8 protein-coding genes are annotated in these 17,515 nt (G+C 63.9%); 1 reads left to right on the top strand and 7 read right to left on the bottom strand.

The features are described from left to right. Positions 1-50: 50 nt before the first annotated feature. Positions 51-1,358 carry an ATP-grasp domain-containing protein gene (locus DU505_RS15830; RefSeq protein WP_114479960.1) on the top strand — a complete coding sequence of 436 codons (1,308 nt, stop codon included), beginning with the start codon at positions 51-53 and terminating at the stop codon, positions 1,356-1,358. Positions 1,359-1,629: 271 nt separating this feature from the next. Here DU505_RS15830 and DU505_RS15835 read toward each other — a convergent pair whose 3' ends face one another. The 7 genes from DU505_RS15835 to DU505_RS15865 all read right to left on the bottom strand — a co-directional run bounded on the left by DU505_RS15835 (position 1,630) and on the right by DU505_RS15865 (position 17,411). Next, the gene (locus DU505_RS15835) at positions 1,630-10,113 is read right to left on the bottom strand and encodes a GH36-type glycosyl hydrolase domain-containing protein (RefSeq protein WP_114479961.1); all 8,484 of its coding nucleotides are present in this window, start codon (positions 10,111-10,113) and stop codon (positions 1,630-1,632) included. A gap of 6 nt (positions 10,114-10,119) precedes the next feature. Continuing rightward, positions 10,120-11,106, bottom strand: a complete 987-nt coding sequence (locus DU505_RS15840; protein ID WP_181872849.1) for a universal stress protein — start codon at positions 11,104-11,106, stop codon at positions 10,120-10,122. A gap of 418 nt (positions 11,107-11,524) precedes the next feature. Next, the gene (locus tag DU505_RS15845; protein ID WP_114479963.1) at positions 11,525-13,336 is read right to left on the bottom strand and encodes an acyl-CoA dehydrogenase C-terminal domain-containing protein; all 1,812 of its coding nucleotides are present in this window, start codon (positions 13,334-13,336) and stop codon (positions 11,525-11,527) included. A 232-nt stretch (positions 13,337-13,568) separates the two neighbouring features. After that, positions 13,569-14,021, bottom strand: coding sequence for a MarR family winged helix-turn-helix transcriptional regulator (locus DU505_RS15850; RefSeq protein ID WP_114479964.1), 453 nt, complete (start codon positions 14,019-14,021; stop codon positions 13,569-13,571). A 91-nt stretch (positions 14,022-14,112) separates the two neighbouring features. Further along, positions 14,113-14,880 (bottom strand): SDR family NAD(P)-dependent oxidoreductase, encoded by a 768-nt coding sequence (locus DU505_RS15855; RefSeq protein ID WP_114479965.1) that lies wholly within the window; start codon positions 14,878-14,880, stop codon positions 14,113-14,115. A gap of 20 nt (positions 14,881-14,900) precedes the next feature. Next, positions 14,901-16,571 (bottom strand): AMP-binding protein, encoded by a 1,671-nt coding sequence (locus DU505_RS15860; protein ID WP_114479966.1) that lies wholly within the window; start codon positions 16,569-16,571, stop codon positions 14,901-14,903. A 234-nt stretch (positions 16,572-16,805) separates the two neighbouring features. After that, positions 16,806-17,411, bottom strand: coding sequence for a TetR/AcrR family transcriptional regulator (locus tag DU505_RS15865; RefSeq protein ID WP_114479967.1), 606 nt, complete (start codon positions 17,409-17,411; stop codon positions 16,806-16,808). Positions 17,412-17,515 lie beyond the last annotated feature (104 nt).

Raw genomic sequence — 17,515 nt, forward strand, 5'->3', positions numbered from 1 at the left:
CACTCGAGATCGAGCGTCATTTTCTGCCCAGGGCAGAAGGAGAGCAACACATGTCGATTGCATCAGAAACCCCGGCCGCCAAGGACGTTTCAAGCTGGACCGACCCGACAATGGATTCGGTCAAAGGCACTGAAACGCCCAAGGACCCCAACAAGGGGTATATCGCGCTGCTTGGCTGGAGCGTCAATGCCATCAAGGCGGCACAGAAGTTTGATCGCCGCTACGTGGTCGTGGCGCCGGACTGGGCCGCCGATTTCTGCGAAGCCAATAAGATCCCCTACATTCAATGGGATTTCGTGCGCCTGAACGATCGATCCATGGAAATTGCGGAGACCCTCAAGGCGGAAGGCGTGGACGTGGCCATACCACTGTTCGAGGAAACCGTCGAATGGTCCGGCGCAATCAACTCCGTCCTGATGGACAGTCCTCGCATGTACGGGCAATCCATCCTGTTTCGAGACAAAGCGCTGATGAAGCGCCGCGCCCAGCTGGGCGGAATTCGCGTGGGAATCTTCGAGGAAGCCCACGAGAAAGAAGACATCATCCGCTTCATGAAACGTGTCAACCAGACGCTGCTCAAGCTCGACGGCGACCCCGACGACCCGATTCATGTCAAGGCTTTCGACAAGGCCGGCTGTCTCGGACACCGCATGATCCGCAAACTCGAGGAGATCGAGAACATACCGGCCGAAGAGTACCCCTTGCTGATGGAGAGCCACCTTGATGGCTGGGAGTTTGCCGTCGAGGCCTGGATCCATGATGGTGAGATCAAGTTCCTCAACATCTCCGAGTACGTGACCCTGGGCTACTCGGTGTTCGTTCCCGCCACACGGGAACTCGAGAGCTGGCGCGATGCCATCACCAAGCAGATCAAGAAATTGATCAAGACATTCGACATCCAGTTTGGCCTGATCCACCCCGAGTACTTCGTGGCAGCGGACGGCGAGATGTACTTCGGCGAAGTCGCCTATCGCCCGCCCGGTTTCAAGGCCTTCGAGCTTATTGAACGTGCCTACGGATTCAGCGCCTATCAGGCATCGATGCTGGTCTTCGATCCCAAGAGCACCAAGGAAGAGGTCGATGCCTTCTTCCCCCGCGAAGTGGTCGATGCAAAAGGCTATGCGGGCTGCTTTGGCGTTTACCCGAGGCGTCGTGTCGTCAGCAAGCTGGAAATGCCAAAGGAAACCATCGAGCACCCATACTTCGAGTCTCACGAGCTGGTGGCGCCGGCCGAAGAGACGGTGCCGGACCGCTCGGCCTTCGGCACGCACTGGGGACTGGTGTTCTTCTTCGGTGACGATCCGATCACGATGCGGGACCTGCTCAAGGCTCAAGAGGACCTGGACTTCTATGTCTAGCCACTCATTCAAGGCCGTCTCGCATCCAGGCTGATGTCCCCGGGGCAGGGCTTATGCCCTGCCCGTTTCAAGCAGGCTCATACCTGGGGTCATCCTCGACGACGCGTCGCTGTGAGTATCACTGCCGATCCTGACGAAGCTCCCCGGCGCCCCCCCTTTCTGGTCGGAAGGAACCTCGGCAGGAAAAACCGCAGGGGCTCGCGGAGAAACTTCCTCCTTGACGCCTCTCAGCAGAGTACCCGGCTCGACCTCGTTAATCGCTGAGAGTCGCCTATCGCTTAACCTCTGCATCAGCCATGGGTTCTATCCGGACCAGCACCTCGACGGTCTTTCCGTCATCCGGAAATTCGATGGTCCTTCCCGAGCAAGGCCGGCCGTCCACGCTGAACCGGGCGGTTCCCTCGCTCAGCCCCTCGGGCTTCTCGACACGGATCACCAGGCTTCCTTCGGGGCGCTCGAGACGTGCCTCGAACCCGGTCCAGGCCGACGGCAGGCATGGTGCTATTTCAAGCCTGCCCGAGACGAGCCGCAAGCCCAGGATGTATTCAACCGCCAGCCTCCAGCTCCAGCCGGAAGCGCCGGTGTACCAGGTCCAGCCGCCGCGCCCCAAATGCGGCTCGACCCCGGCGATATCGGCAGCGACCACGTAGGGTTCGGTCAGGTAGCGTCGGACCTCGTCGGGCGACCGCGCGTGCAGCGCGGGATTGAGCCGGTCGAAGACCTGCTTGGCGCGATCGCCTTCGCCAAGCTGGGCAAAAGCGATACCGAACCATGCGGCGGCATGGCTGTATTGCCCCCCGTTCTCGCGGATACCGGGCGGATAGGCCTTGATGTAGCCCGGATCGCGCAGCGTGATATCGAAGGGTGGCGTGAGCAGGCGCACCAGCTCGTCGTTGTCGCGCATCAGTTCCTGCGCGGCGTAGTGCATGGCGCCACGCGCCCGCTCGGGGTCGGCGGCCCCAGAGAGCACGGCCCAGGACTGTGCGATCGAGTCGATCCGGCACTCCTGGTTCGATGCCGCACCCCAAGGCTGGCCATCGTCGTCCAGCGCACGCAGATACCAGTCCCCGTCCCAGCCAGCCTTTTCCACCGCCTCGGTCAAGGCTGTCATCCGCCCACTCCAGTTCGGCATCAGATCCTCGCGCCCCGCATCGGTGCAGAGCTTCAAAAAGCCACGGATGGTGGAAATCATGAACCAGGCCAGCCAGATGCTTTGTCCCCGGCCCTTGGCGCCGACCCGATCCATCCCGTCATTCCAGTCACCGGTTCCGATCAGCGGCAGCCCGTCGGCACCCAGTCGATACGCACGCTCCAGCGCACGTTCGCAATGGTCGAACAGTGGCCAGGACTCGGCTGTGGCCTCGAAAAGCGCGTAGTGATCATGCTCCTGCTGCCCCAGCGGCGGACCAGTCAGGAAGGGCGCACCCTCGGACAGGATCGCGACATCGCCGGTGGCGGCGACATAACCGGCGGTGACATGGGGCAGCCACAGCAGGTCATCGGAAAAGCGAGTGCGCACCCCCCTACCCAAGGGTGGATGCCACCAGTGCAAGACATCGCCCTCCTCGAACTGATGGGCAGCGGCGTACAGGATGTGGCGGCGGGCCAGATCCGGCGCTGAGTGCAGCAGCGCCATCACATCCTGCAGCTGGTCCCGGAACCCGAAGGCACCGCTCGCCTGATAGAACCCCGCGCGGGCGAACAGGCGCGAACTCAGTGTCTGATAAGGTAACCAGCGATTGACCATGAGATCGAAGGCCGGGTCTGGCGTCGCGACTTGCACCGTGCCCAGGCGGCCCTCCCAGGCTCGTTGCAGACGATCGAACTCGGCCAGGCACCGCGCCGGATCCTGCCAGCGCAGGACGAGATCGCGTGCGGCTTCGCCGGTCACGCCCTGCCCCAGGACAAACACCGCCTCGGCCGTCTGGCCAGCGGGAATATCCAGATGCACTTGGAAGGCGCCGCAGCAGTCCCCGTTTGCGTACCGGCACTCCCCCAGGTCCCAGCGCTTGAGGGCGTCAGGTAAGCGCAGGTCAGCCCCGGGGCCCAGGAACTCCGAGCGCGATGTCGTCAGGCTGTGTGGTGCCAGTGTGCTGGTCAGGAAGGCCTCACGGCCGGCGAACTCGGCATTGCGGGTATTGCGCGCCAGGATCGCGTGGGTGTCGGCGTCATAGCGTGCCGCGAGCATCGGGTCGGCCTGCCCGGCGACACCGCCCAGCAGCCAGTCAGCAAAGTAGGTGGCCGTGATCCGCCGCGTCTGTCCGCTGGGGTTGCGTAATCTCAGCCGGACCAGCTTGACCGGCTCGTCGACCGCCACGAAGGCCAGGAGTTCTTGCTCCAGCCCTTCGCCGTTGCGGTCCCATATCGTATAGCCGATGCCATGGCGCACCCTGCATGGGCTGCCTTCGCCAGCAGGCAGTGGTGTCGGGGTCCAGATCTGCGTGGTCATCTCGTCACGCAGGTAGATCGCTTCCGCCTGCAGGTCGCAGACCGGGTCGTTGTGCCAGCGGGTCAGGCGGTTCTCGCCGCTGTTCTCGGCCCAGCTCCATCCCAGACCGGCCTCCGTGACGATGCTACCAAAGCTGGCATTGGCCAGGACGTTGGCCCAGGGTGCCGGGGGCGGGTCTTGCGCCTGGAAGGTGATGACATACTCGCCGGTGTCGGGACAGAACCTGCCGAAACCGTTGGCCAGGCGCCGCTCAGGCGGTTCACTCAGCGGCGGCAATTGTGGCCACTGCCACGCTCCCATCGGCTCGAAGACCGGACGCTCGATGGGCGTCTGCCGATACAACTGGCGCTCCAGCGAACTGCCGGCGGCATCAAGGATGAGAGCCGCTACCGACTCGATCACCTTCGCAGGCCTCTGATTGCTCGGATCCTGCGACACCAAATGCACCCCGCCCCGATGTCCCATGAGCTCCTGCGCCCCGGCATCGCGGACACCCTCCATCAACCGGTCGCGCACCGGCTCGACATAGCCGGGTATCCCGCTGTGCTGGATCACGAGATCAATCCGAATGCCGCCGTCGCGCCAGAGTCGATGCGCCGCCAGCAGGGTGGTGAGCAGTGCCGTGCGATGCCCTTCACCCACGTGAACTGCCAGGATCGGATAATCGCCCGAGATACCCAGGGCCCAGAGGTCATGCTGCCCGGGCAGTGTCTCGCCTTCTCCACGCATGGCCGCGCTGCCAGAACCCTCGGGCCGCAGCAAGGCGGACAGAAGCGCCTGCACGGAGGGCAGATCACTGGGCATCAAGCCGCGCCGGTGGACATCGCCTGCCGCCTGGGCACCCGCCGCATGCAGGGCCCAGTCGAGCGCAGTCAGTGTGGTAAAGCGCTGGGCGGTTTCCTCGGCGGCGACTCGTGTATCGGCCGCGATGGTGACAAAGGCCAGGCTGCAGCTCAGGTTCGGCTCGAGAGTCAGGTCGGCCTGCAGCGCGACCACCGGGTCGAGAACCCATCCGGTCCCTCCAGCCAGCGTTCCTGCGCGCAGCGCCGCCGGCCGACGAACATCACCATGGCGCCCGAGAAAGACGCGTCGATCGGTCTCGAAGCCAATGATGGTCACCTCAGGAGCGTCGCATACCAAGCGATGCAGCAGCACCGGTGAACGTTTGGCAGGATCCAACGGACGCCGGATGAATAGCAGCCCCTGCAGCTCGGCTAGATAAGAGCTGCTCACGAAGAGCCGGCTGAAAGCGGGATGACGAGCGTGATCGACGGCGGGAGCCAGAATCACCTCGGCGCAACTGGTCAGTGAAAGATGCCGTGGCCGGTCTGTTTCGTTCACCACGGTGATGTAACGAATTTCGAAATCATCGCCAGGCGCCACGCTGACGGTCATGCTGACGGCGATACCGTGCTCACGGTGCTGGAATTCGACCTGATGCTGATGAAACACCACCCGCCAGGGGTCGCCACCCTGTGTCTCGAAAGGGTGACCGCCTAGGCTCCAGAGGTAGCGGTCATGGCGCTCCTGCAGGTAGAGCACATGACCACCGATACCGGCCTCGCCCGTGCCACCCAGCGCTCGCATGAGCAGGTGGCGATGCCAGCCGAGGCTACCGCCGGCCGCACTGGTGACCATGCTGGTCATGCGCCCATTGCCCAAGGCATGAAGGCTACTAAAGCCACCCCATGTCCTGGGCACCCAGGGGTGCAGGGCGGGGGCTGACTCCTGGCGCCGGTCACCGGGGACGGCCGCGTCCTGATCGCTTGGGCGCTCGAGCGGGGCTTCCCACGGCACACGCTCACTCAGGAGCAGCTCCATCGTCGCCACATGCGGGTCGCTGTGAAACCAGGTCACCAGCCTGTCGCTGCACAGCACATTGCCGAGCGCGGCAAGGCTCATGCCGTGATGATGCGCCATATAGGACCGCACCAGCGTAAAACCACCGGCCACCGGCACCCGCTCAGGCGTGAAGTCCACGGCCTCGAAGAAGCCAAAGCGACCCAGGGCGCCCAATTCCACCAGTGCATGCAGATTGGCCAGGGCGGCCCGAGGGCGAACCGGCAGCGCCAGTAGCGTTGCATAGGGCGCCACCACCCGATCGAGCGATAGTCCGCGCCGCGCTCCCAGCTCCGCCACGCCGAAGGCACGGTAGCGGTAGCGCTGATCGGGGTCCTGCTCAGCGTATCCGGACTCCGACATGCCCCAGGGGATGCCGAGGGCTTCGCCATGCTGGCGCTGAATGTCGACCGCCGTGCGATCGCTTTCATACATCAAGGATTCACGATAGGAGCGCATCAACAGTCGCGGCATCAGGTATTCGAACATGGAGCCGCTCCACGAAACGAGTGTCAGCCCACTCGCCTGCCGGGTGACCGGTCTACCGAGATGGAACCAGTGCTCGAGGGGAACATCCCCCTTGGCGATGGCGAAGTAACTTGTCAATCTCGCCTCACTGGCTAGCAGGTCATAGTGGTTGGCATCCATCCGCCCTCGACTGACGTTGTAACCGATGAAGAAAAGCCGGCTGGAAGCATCATAGAGAAAGCCGAAGTCCATTCCATGTGCCCAGGCGCTGGCGCGCTGTGCAATATCATCGAGCGCGAGATCCAGCCTGGCATGCGCTGTGGCCGACTGCGAAAGCGCAGCGTCCAGCGCCTCCACCCAATGCTTAGCCACCGGGTCCCCGAAGGCATAGCCGTGGTGGGCCAACCTTCGCCGAACCTCCTCAATGGCCGGTGCCACCTCGCCGAGCGAAAGTTGCACCGACAGCTGCTCCGACAGGCTGCGAGCCAGTTCGGCGCATTCAGCGGGCGGGCTTGCGGCGAGAAGGCGCCAACCCTGGAGCGACTGCAGGTCTCGATGCATGACGGCAATGTGATGGCGGGTCCGCTCCAGCCAGACCTGCACCTCGCGCAGGCTATCGTGGGGCGTGAAATCAGCACGGCTTATCAGGTCACGGAGGCAGGCCTGGAACTGCGGCAATCGTTGATCACGAATATCGTCAAGCAGTGCCGACCACCCGTCGGGGTCAGCGCTCCCCTGCCCTATCGTTTCCCGCATCTCGTTGACCAGCGCGGCACAGCCACCAAGGCTCCCGCCCGGATCGTCGACCTCGCCGAGTGATTCAGCGAGCAGTTGCAGCGCGTCATCCAACCCACTCCACTGCTCAGGCAGGAAGGCCGGCCCACACTGAGCGTCGAGGCAGGCCTGCCGCAGCGTGATCAGGCTGACGGCGAGGTTACCACTGTCGACGGTGGAGACATAACGTGGCTCAAGCGGAGTCAGCCGCTGTGTCTCGTACCAATTGAGGAGGTGACCGCGGTGCCGCTCCAGCCGATCCATGCTATCGAGCATGTTGCCAAGCCGCTCGGTCAGCTCGGGCAGCCCCACATGCCCCAGCCGCCAGGCGGTGAGCGAAGAGAGCATCAGCATCCCGATATTGGTCGGTGAGGTACGGTGGGCGGCGCCAGCCTGCGGCGCCTCCTGATAATTGTCCGGTGGTAACCAGTGATCCTCTGGGCGCACGTGGGTTTCGAAGAACAGCCAGGTGCGCCGGGCGATGAGGCGTAAAAAGGCTAGCCCCGCTTCGGGCACGGCGTCTTCAGGCACCCGCCGCCGGCGCCCCAGGCGCCAGGCGATCTCGGGCGCCGCCACCCACAAGGCGAGCAACGGCACCGCCCCTGCAAGCGCTCCCGGTGCAGCCAGTACCATCCCGAGAGTGATGAGAGCGGCCAGGGCGGTCGCTGGCCACATGGCCTTCCAAGCTCTATGGCGCATGTCCTCACTGCCCATCCGGGCGGCCACCTGTGCCGCCGTCCTCCATTCCAGCAGGTGCCGTCCGGAGGCCAGCCGCCCGAGGGTTCGCCCCATGGCATCGACGGCAATGACGGCATCGTTGAGCAGGAAGGTCACCATCAATACCCAGCGCCCGAGCTGTTCGCGCAGCTGCCGCATCGTGCCACGTACCGCACCGCGACGACGGCCCCGGGCAAAGCCGGTGACCAGATCGGTGAACAGATGCGCCGCCAACGGCAGCACGGCAAGCGCAGTCCAGACCCAAGGGCTGCCGGGCAGAACGAACCATCCAGCCAGCGCCAGCATCACAAGGCTGATCGGCACCAGACTGCGACGCAGGTTGTCCAGCAATTTCCAACGGCCCAGCGCCGAGAATGGACTACGTATCCGCCGCCCACCGGGGCCCGGCACCTGCCGGGAGAGCCAGGGCAGCAACTGCCAATCGCCTCTCAGCCAGCGGTGCCAGCGCGCCGCATGCTCCAGATAGTCGGCGGGAAAGCTCTCGTAGACAACGATATCGCTGGTCAATCCCACGCGCCCATAAAGCCCCTCGAGTAGATCATGGCTGAGGATGCGATTCTCGGGCATGCAGCCTTCCAGAGAGCGGCTGAAGGGTTCGACCTCATAGATCCCCTTGCCGGTAAAGCTGCCCACGCCGAAGAGATCCTGATAAACATCCGATACCGCCCGAGAATAGATGTCGACGCTGGCATCTCCTGCATAGAGCCGGGCGAACCGCGACCGTGCAGCCTCCAGCGGAGAGATCTCCACGCGCGGCTGAAGGATCGTATAGCCGGCATCCACCCGCGCAGTTTCGGGATGGAACCGGGCGGTGTTGAGGGGATGTGCCAGCGTACCGACGAGGCGCTTCACCGACCCCGGCGGCAGCCGTGTGTCGGCATCGACCGTCACCACGAAACGCACGCCACGCAGCGCTTCGGGAGCCCCGGCTGTCATTGAGTAGGAACCAAGATCACCGCGCAGGATAAGGGCATTGAACTGCTCGAGCTTGCCGCGCTTGCGCTCCCATCCCATCCAGCAATCTTCGGAAGGGTTGTAGCGCCGCGGGCGGTGCAGCAAGTGGAAGGCGTCCAGGCCATCACCGCCACCATGACGAGCGTTGAGGGTATCGATCGCGGCCACAAGTGCCGCCTCTATGGCCGCATCCCCCGGGGTCACCTCGGCATCGGCGTCGGCAAGGTCACTCAGCAACGCGAACTGCAGCATGGGGTCCGGGTTGGCCAGCCAATGGCGCTCCAGCTGCTGGGCGAGTCGCGGCACGTCTGAGGCGTGGTCAACCAGCACCGGCATGGCGATCACCGTGGCGTGATCGGCGTCAATACCATGGCGAAAATCGAGCTTGGGAAGGGTTCGAGGAGGAACCCATTGCGTCACCAGGGCGTTGACGAGAGCCACGCCCAGCAGAGAGGCCGGAAGCAGCGCCAGCGCAAGACCGGCAGCCAGTTGCAGTGCATCCGCTCCGCCCCACCAGAGGTAGAGCGCGATGATCCCCAGGGCACCCGCTGACCCAACCCCCAGGCTGGCTGCATAAAGCGGACCGGCACTCCGCTTCAGCCGCCGACGCCAGGCATCTCCGAGGGGAAGGTGCACCCCGAGCTGCGCCTCGAACTCACGCCGCCCCTCGTCGAACAGCCAATAGCCCACATGGGACCGCAACGGATCGCCATGCACCTCGCGACATCTCATCACCAAGAACTCGGCAGCTCGCCACTCGGACATGTCGCCAGGCCTCGCCAGCGTCTCGATTGCCCGACGATAGGCATCGCGGGTCTCGAAATCCATGCGTGGATAGACATTCGCCGGATCACGCCGCAGCGTCGCCTCGATCAAGCTGGTTCGATCAATCACGTCCTTCCACTGCAACGTGGAAATCACCATCAGGCCCGACAGTGCACGCGCGATACACTCGGTATCGTCGAGAACCTCAAGCGCAGGCACCGCGACGGAGATCCCGAGTGGTGACGTCACCGTGGGAAACAGACGACCCCAGGCGCCGATCAGTATCTCCAGGCAGACCAGCCGTAGCATCGTCGGAAGGGCCCAAAGTTCGGCGATGTTGAGAGGCGACCTTTCCTGGTAAGCCTGGAGAAACTCAACGCACAGTGACAGCGACAGCTGCAGGCGAGAGGCCTGGAGCAAGCCATGTACCAGGGCGTAGATGCGTGGCTTGCCAGCTTCCACGCCGGCCCAGGACTGCGCAAGGGGCGGCAGCCTACGATAGAAACTGCCGGGCATGTCCTGCGCTACTTGCCGAACGGCACGGCGGGCATGGTAATGATTATCGAGCAGCCACTCCGCTGCCGCGAGGTTGTCGGGGCCGCTCTCGCGCGCCGCGGCTAGTGCCATCGGTATCCAATCACGTATCGCGTGAAGCCCCGACAGGCTGGCCAGGGCGCGGGGCGATCCCGAGCCACAATGGTGCAGGTCAGCGATCTTGCGCGCCGAGGCATCAATGGACAGGTCTGTCGGCGTGCCCTCGAGCTGCATGACCTGCTACTCGAATGCAGAATCAGCGGCACGGGAGGAAGCCGATCCACCATCGCTTGTGGTCTGTTTCAGCTGGCCGGGCCAAGTTACCAGAACCGGAACCGAACTGTGCCCCGCCAGGTAGGCCACGACATTGCCATAAGGTAGATCGCTGATGCGGGCACGACCATGCCCCCAGGCAGAAAGCACTACCAGATCGAAGGCGTCGTCGCGCATGACTTCGTCGATACCGCTGCGGGGGTCGACGCCCAGCAGCGCCAAGGTGCGCACCTTCAAGCCCTGATCGACTAGTTCATCGCCCATCCGCTGCAGATAATTGCGCGCAATGCATTGGTCGCGTTTCACGAAACGCTGCCGCAGGTCGATGTCTTCCGGTTCGAACAGCAGTCCTGAGGTCAAATCTGGTGGCGTGGTGATATGGACCAGCACCAGTTCGGCGCCGGTGGCATGGGCCAGACGCTGAGCAGTAGGCAGTGCGCTTTCCGACCAGCAGGAGCCATCGAGCGGAACAAGAATGCGCTGGTATTTCGGCGCTTCGTTGCTCGCCTCGGGCAGAGGCACGAGCAGCACGCGTCCCTCGCCGCGCTCCAGGACCTTACGCACATTGGCACTCAGGCTGGTGTGCCCGCAGAGACAATGCACACCCATCACCACGAGGGCAGCCTTCTGCAAGCTGGCCGCACGGCAGATCTCGTCGCCTGGCAGGCCTTCGAGCAGGGTCAGATTGGGAACCGTCTTCAGCCATGTACTGGCGGCGAGCCGCTCCAGGGTAGAGAGCGCCTCATGCCGACGAATCGCCCAGTCCACCGGGTCCGGCAGGCCGCTGGTTTCCGGAACCGGATCGATCACCCGCAGCAAAGTCAGTGGTATTCGAAAAGCACGCGCCATTGCATCGGCGTGCACCAACACCCAGGTGGAATCATGCGAGGTATCTACGCAGGCCAGCACGGATCGTTCAGGGGTGAAGGATTCCGGTGCGGCTTCCGGGGTCATGCTGATTCGCCCGCGAGGAGCCACGGCTTCCGGGACATCATCATGTCCTGACATGGGTGACGAACGCTTGGATGTAGTCATATCGAGCACCCTCGCGAAACGATGTAACAGGGAACGGCACACACATATACCTACAGCCCCCTTAGCCGAGAAGCCGGCTCCCGTGCACAGTTAATTACCGATGTAACTAACTGTAATGCCAGCGAAAAAAGCAGTCGTGATAGCGAAAGGCGGGCCCACATCAGTGTAGTCGATTCTCGTCGACGCGAGCGGTCCTGCTCACGGCCAGACATGGAAAAAAATCGTGCTCCCGGCCGTGGCAGCCACAGCCAGAAAAGCGATGAACAAAAAAGCGGCGGGCAAATGCCCGCCGCGAAACGATCAGAACAGCGCTGACCGAGAGAGATGCCTGGTTGAATCAGATTTCGAAGCCGCGACCGAAGTCCTCGGAGGAGAGCGCCATCAGCGGCTCCGCACCGGCCTGCACCATGGCGGCATGGGCGCGGGTGCGCGGCAACAGACGAGCGAAGTAGAAGCGCGCGGTCTTGATCTTGGCTTCGTAGAAGGCCGCATCGTCGCTGCCGGCGGCGAGTGCCGCTTTGGCCTGCTTCGCTGCCCGGGCGAAAAGGTAGGCCAGGGTCACGTAGCCCGAGTACATCAGGTAATCGACGCTGGCGGCGCCCACTTCCTCGCGATCGGACATGGCCTTCATGCCGATACCCATGGTCAGCTCGCCCCACTCGGCGTTGAGCTTGGCCAGCGGCCCGGTGAATTCGGCCAGCTCGGCGTTATCGGCCTCCGCCTGGCAGAACTTGTGGATCTCCTTGGTGAAGACCTTGAGCGTCTCACCCTGGCTCATCAACACCTTGCGGCCGAGCAGGTCGAGGGCCTGAATGCCTGTCGTGCCCTCATAGAGCCGGGTGATACGCGCATCGCGCACCAGCTGCTCCATGCCCCACTCCTGGATGAAGCCGTGGCCACCGAAGACCTGTACTCCTTCGTTGGTGGCTTCGAAGCCCACCTCGGTCAGGAACGCCTTGACGATGGGCGTCAGCAGGCCCAGCAGGACCTCCGCCTGCTCGCGCTCGGCGGCATCCTGGCCATGCTCGACGATATCCAGCATCTGGGCGGTATAGAGCACCAGCATGCGGCCGCCTTCGGCGAAGGCCTTCTGGGTCAGCAGCATGCGACGCACGTCCGGATGGACGATGATCGGATCGGCGGGCTTCTCGGGCGCCTGGGGGCCGGAGAGCGCACGCATCTGCAGGCGGTCACGGGCATAGGCCAGGGCGTTCTGGAAGCTCGCCTCGGTCAGGCCCAGTCCCTGGATGCCCACGCCCAGGCGCGCCGCGTTCATCATGGTGAACATGCAGGCCAGTCCCTTGTTGGGCGGCCCCACCAGGTAACCGCGGGAGCCATCGAAGTTCATCACGCAGGTGGCGTTGCCGTGGATGCCCATCTTGTGCTCGAGGGAGCCGCAGGAAACACCGTTGCGCTCGCCCGGCTCACCCGTCTCGGTCGGCAGATATTTGGGCACCACAAATAGCGAGATGCCCTTGGAGCCCTCGGGAGCGTCCGGCAGCTTGGCCAGCACCAGATGGACGATGTTCTCCGCCATGTCATGGTCACCGGCAGAAATGAAGATCTTGGTACCGGTAATATCGTAACCGCCATCGGCGGTGGGCACGGCACGGGTCTTGATCAGGCCCAGGTCGGTGCCGCAGTGGGGCTCGGTCAGGCACATCGTACCGGTCCAGATGCCTTCCACCAGTTTGGTCAGGTAGGTGGCCTGCTGCTCTTCGGTGCCGTGGTGACGCAGGGCATCGGCGGCACCGTGGGAAAGTCCCGGGTACATGCCCCAGGCCAGGTTGGTCGAGCAGACCATCTCGTTGAGCACCATGGCCAGCGAATGAGGCAGCCCCTGCCCGCCATGCTCCGGCGACGCCGCCAGGCTCGGCCACCCACCTTCCACATACTGCTGGTAGGCCGCCTTGAAGCCCTTGGGCGCCTTGACCTCGCCGCCCTCCAGCATGCAACCCTCCTGGTCCCCCGTCTGGTTCAACGGCAGCAACACCTCACGGGCGAAGCGTGCGCCCTCCTCGAGGATAGCGGCGACCACATCGGGAGAGGCTTCCTCACCGCCCGGCAGGCGAGCGTAGTGAGCGGGGAAGTCCAGCATCTCGTCCATTACGAAGCGCAGGTCGCGCAGGGGGGCCTGATAGTCGGGCATTTCTTACTCTCCAAAAAAGTGCGCCACAAGGGGTCGCCGCGAGCCACAGAAAGTCGCCTGAAATTAGGCACAGGAAGGCAGCGGCAGCCGCTTTCAAACATGTGTTTGAAACTAGCCTGCTACAGCCGGAGAGTCAAGCGCTTGTTTGAGTCTGTATTGGCCCACGGGCTAACGGCGTCTGTCGCAGTGGGTGGCACTCCCCCTCTGCCCTTGCGTATCGCGGGAGGCTACGTCAGGGCATCGCCACCTGGAGTTTCTCGCGCAGCGTTTCCAGCCGTACCTTGAGGGCATTAAGTTCGTCGAAGGATTCGCCGCTAGCCATTACCACGCAGTCGGGGATCTCCTCGGCGCGTGCACGCAGCGCCCTGCCCTCGTCGGTGAGGAACAGTTCGACGACCCGCTCATCGGTGGTGCTGCGCACCCGCCTGAGCAGACCATCGCCTTCAAGGCGCTTGAACAGGGGGGTCAGCGAACCGGTGTCGGTCATCAGCCGGCGGCTGATGGTGCCCGCGCTGAGACCGTCCTCTTCCCACAGCGTCATCATGACCAGGTACTGCGGATAGGTGAGACCCAACGCCTGGAGCAGGGGCTTGTAGAACTTGGTCATCAACAGGGAGGTGGAGTAGAGGGCAAAGCAGAGCTGATCGTCGAGCTGTAATGTGGAACAGGTATCATTCTGGGGCATGGCTGGCGCTCCGAATTATTGATAGCACAATAATCTAGCGCGCCAACCAATTCATGCCAAGCCCTCATTCCTCAGCGCTTTTCAAACGGCACTACTGCATGCGAATCCCGCCATCCAGGCGAATCACCTCGCCGTTGAGCATCGGGTTGCCGATGATCTGCTCGGCCAGGCGAGCAAATTCATCGGGCTTCCCCAGCCGCTTGGGAAACGGCACCGAGGCGGCCAGTGCCTTGGCGGCTTCATCGGGGATCTCGCTCATCATCGGCGTCTGGAACACCCCTGGCGCAATGGCCATGACGCGAATGCCATGCCGCGAGAGTTCACGGGCCGCCGGCAGACTCATGCCCACCACCCCTGCCTTGGAAGCGCTGTAGGCGCACTGCCCCACCTGGCCGTCGAAGGCGGCAACGGAGGCGGTATTGATGATCACGCCGCGCTCCCCGTCCTCCCCCGGCGCGTTGCCGGCCATGGCGGCTGCCGCCAGGCGCATGACATTGAACGTGCCCACCAGGTTGATCTGCACGGTGCGAGCGTAGGCGTCGAGATCGGCGGGGTTGCCCTCACGGTCGACCAGCTTGGCGACGCTGACGACGCCGGCACAGTGCACCACGCCCGCCATGCCCTTCTCGCCTCCCAGCGCCACGGTGGCATCGACCGCAGCCTGCATGTCGGCAGCGGATGTCACATCGCCGCGGCAGGCCCGGGCGGCCGCGCCCAGGCGTTCGGCGTGTGCCTCCACGCTGTCGCTGAGGTCGCACAGCACCACGCGGCCACCGCCGGCAACGATTCGCTCCGCGGTGGCCGCCCCCAGCCCGGAGGCGGCACCGGTAATCAGAAAGGTGTTGTCCTTCAGTTGCATCTAGCGTGTCTCCACAGTGTTCATTTGGCGGCTTCTGTGTCGGCCTTCTCAGCGGCATCGGCGCGCAGCTTGAAGCGCTGTATCTTGCCACTGGGCGTCTTGGGTAGTGTATCGACGAATTCAATCACACGGGGGAACGCGTGGGTGGAAAGTCGCGCGCGCACCTGCTGACGGATCTCGTCGGCCAGTGCATCGCTTGCCTCGTAGCCGTCGCGCAGCACGATATAGGACTTGATGATCTCGCCACGAATCTCGTCCGGCTGCCCCACGGCCGCGGACTCCGCCACCGCCGGATGGGTCATGACCGTGTTCTCGACATCGGTGGGTCCGACCCGGTAGCCAGCGGTGGTGATGATGTCGTCGTCGCGGCCGGCAAACTGGAAGGTGCCGTCCTCGTTGCGAATGACCACGTCACCGGTCAGGTAGTAGCCCTTCGCGAAGGGATGCTTCTCCTGCCAGGTATAGCCGGCGAAGAAGTGAGCCGGAGACCGCTCGACATCCACCGCCAGCACGCCCGGCTCGCCCGGGGGCAGTTCGTTGTACTCGGCGTCCAGAATCGCCAGCCGGTAGCCCGGCATCGGCACACCCATGGCACCCACATGCTTGGGATGCGCCAGGGCGTGGTGGTTGCAGCAGGTCATGCCCGTCTCGGTCTGGCCGTAGTGGTCCATCACCGGGCAGCCCAGCGAACGCTCGACCCAGGTCACCACTTCGGTATTGAGCGGCTCGCCGGCCGAGCTGGCCACCCGCAACTCGAGTGTCTCGTGGGCACTGTCGAACAATCCCGATGCCTTCATCAGTCGGTAGGCGGTGGGAGCGGCCGCGAAGTTGGTGATGCGATGGCGCTTCATGAAGGCCATGGCTCCCTCGGCGCTGAACCCGGCTTCGCAGAAATGGGTGGTGACGCCCAGCAGCAGCGGCCCGGCAATGGCGTAATAGAGGCCATAGGCCCAGCCCGGGTCGGCCATGTTCCAGAAGCGGTCGTCCTCGCGCAGGTCGATGGCCAGCTCCATGTAGAGCGCGAAGGCCGGCATGCCGGAGAGCGGCACCGCCACGCCCTTGGGCTTGCCCACGGTGCCCGAGGTGAACATCTGCAGGAATGGGGCATCCGGCGCCAGGCGGGGCGGCCGGGTTTCGATGGGCGAGTGCGCGAGGGCCTTGCTCCAGTCCAGATCATCGCCATGATCAGTACTGGGACCACCCACGGCAAGCACCGCCGGGCACTGGCTCAGGCCATCGAACTTGAAGCGGTTGTCATGATCGGTAATCACCAGCTTGGTGTCGGCACGGCCGAGACGGTAATCCACGGCATCCGGGCCAAAGGCCGTAAACAGCGGCTGGTAGACCGCCCCGATACGCCAGGTCGCCAGTACCGCCACCAGCAGCTGCGGGGAGCGGGGCAGCATGCAGGCGATCCGGTCACCCACCCCCAGGCCCCGTTCGGCGAGCCAGCCGGCCAGCTTGGCACTTTCTGCCTCAAGCTCGGCATAGGTCATCCGGTTGACGTTGCCGCTGGCATCCTCGTGCACCAATGCCAGCACATCCCCGCGCCCCGTGCGCAGGTGCTGGCCACAGCAGGATTCGAAGGCGTTGAACTTGCCGTCCCGATGATCGTCGAGTCGGGCAATGACCTCATCGATGGAAAAACGCTCGAGAAAGGCGGAATATTCGGGAAGGGAATGGGTGCTCATTTACTGCCCTCTTGTGCTCGGAGCCCGGTTCGACGCAACGCCTCTCTGACCGGCTTCAGGTGGCCGGATGGCGCGAAACGTGAACCCTCTGCTCCTTGTGCTTGTTGTCGTGGCAATGGGTGACTTGCATACCTCTGGATAGATGCAGTTGACGTAAGCGTCAACCTAGCAAGCGCTAGGTACAAGCTAGAAGCAAAGCGGTCGCGGGGCAACCCCCTCGACGACTCCGGGAGCCTATACCTTGGTCGACACTGCCTGGGCGGCCTGGGTGGAAGGAGCGATCATGGCGATCAGTTCATGGGCCAGGTCCTCGGGCTTGCGGGGCCCCTCGGGGTCATACCAGCGTACCGTCCAGTTCAGCGCACCCATGACGAATCGCGACACCAGAAAGCGATCGCCACGGATCAGGCCGTCATCCAGGGCCTCATCGATCACCGCTTCCCAAAGCGCCTCGTAGGCGTCACGAAGGTGGCTGAGATGCGCCCGGGCCTCGCTATCCAGGCGGCGCCACTCGTAGAGCGCCACCACATGGGCGTTGCGGTCGGTCAGCAGGGTTTCCAGATGCGCTCGCGCCATGGCGTGCAATCGGTCCTCGGCGGAGCCGCCGCACTGCTCGAGCGCATGACGCGCCAGCGTGAGGGCGTTCTGGGTCCCCTCCTCGATCACCGCGGCGAGGATCTCCTGCTTGTCGCGAAAGTGGTGGAACAGGCTGCCGGACTTGATGCCCATCTCCTGGGCGAGCATACGCACCGTCGTCCGGTCGAAGCCCTCCTGTACGAACAATTGGGCGGCCAGACGGGTCAATTCCTTGCGGCGGGGGGACTCGTTAACGACATTCATCGGGTTTACACTAGCGCTTGCTTGGTTGAACTTGAGAAAAACACAGCCCCGCCGACAGGTCAATCCGCCTGAATGCCCGGCGCTCGCATCGAATCCCTATACTG

Origin of the sequence: Billgrantia montanilacus (genome assembly GCF_003336675.1) — a bacterium.
Classification (GTDB): Bacteria; Pseudomonadota; Gammaproteobacteria; order Pseudomonadales; family Halomonadaceae; genus Halomonas; species Halomonas montanilacus.

What these genes read in the sequence shown, in the direction of transcription:
- DU505_RS15850 (WP_114479964.1), bottom strand. Translation starts at nt 14,021, where the DNA reads ATGCCCCAGAATGATACCTGTTCCACATTACAGCTCGACGATCAGCTC.
- DU505_RS15845 (WP_114479963.1), bottom strand. Translation starts at nt 13,336, where the DNA reads ATGCCCGACTATCAGGCCCCCCTGCGCGACCTGCGCTTCGTAATGGAC.
- DU505_RS15835 (WP_114479961.1), bottom strand. Translation starts at nt 10,113, where the DNA reads ATGCAGCTCGAGGGCACGCCGACAGACCTGTCCATTGATGCCTCGGCG.
- DU505_RS15855 (WP_114479965.1), bottom strand. Translation starts at nt 14,880, where the DNA reads ATGCAACTGAAGGACAACACCTTTCTGATTACCGGTGCCGCCTCCGGG.
- DU505_RS15865 (WP_114479967.1), bottom strand. Translation starts at nt 17,411, where the DNA reads ATGAATGTCGTTAACGAGTCCCCCCGCCGCAAGGAATTGACCCGTCTG.
- DU505_RS15830 (WP_114479960.1), top strand. Translation starts at nt 51, where the DNA reads ATGTCGATTGCATCAGAAACCCCGGCCGCCAAGGACGTTTCAAGCTGG.
- DU505_RS15860 (WP_114479966.1), bottom strand. Translation starts at nt 16,571, where the DNA reads ATGAGCACCCATTCCCTTCCCGAATATTCCGCCTTTCTCGAGCGTTTT.
- DU505_RS15840 (WP_181872849.1), bottom strand. Translation starts at nt 11,106, where the DNA reads ATGACCCCGGAAGCCGCACCGGAATCCTTCACCCCTGAACGATCCGTG.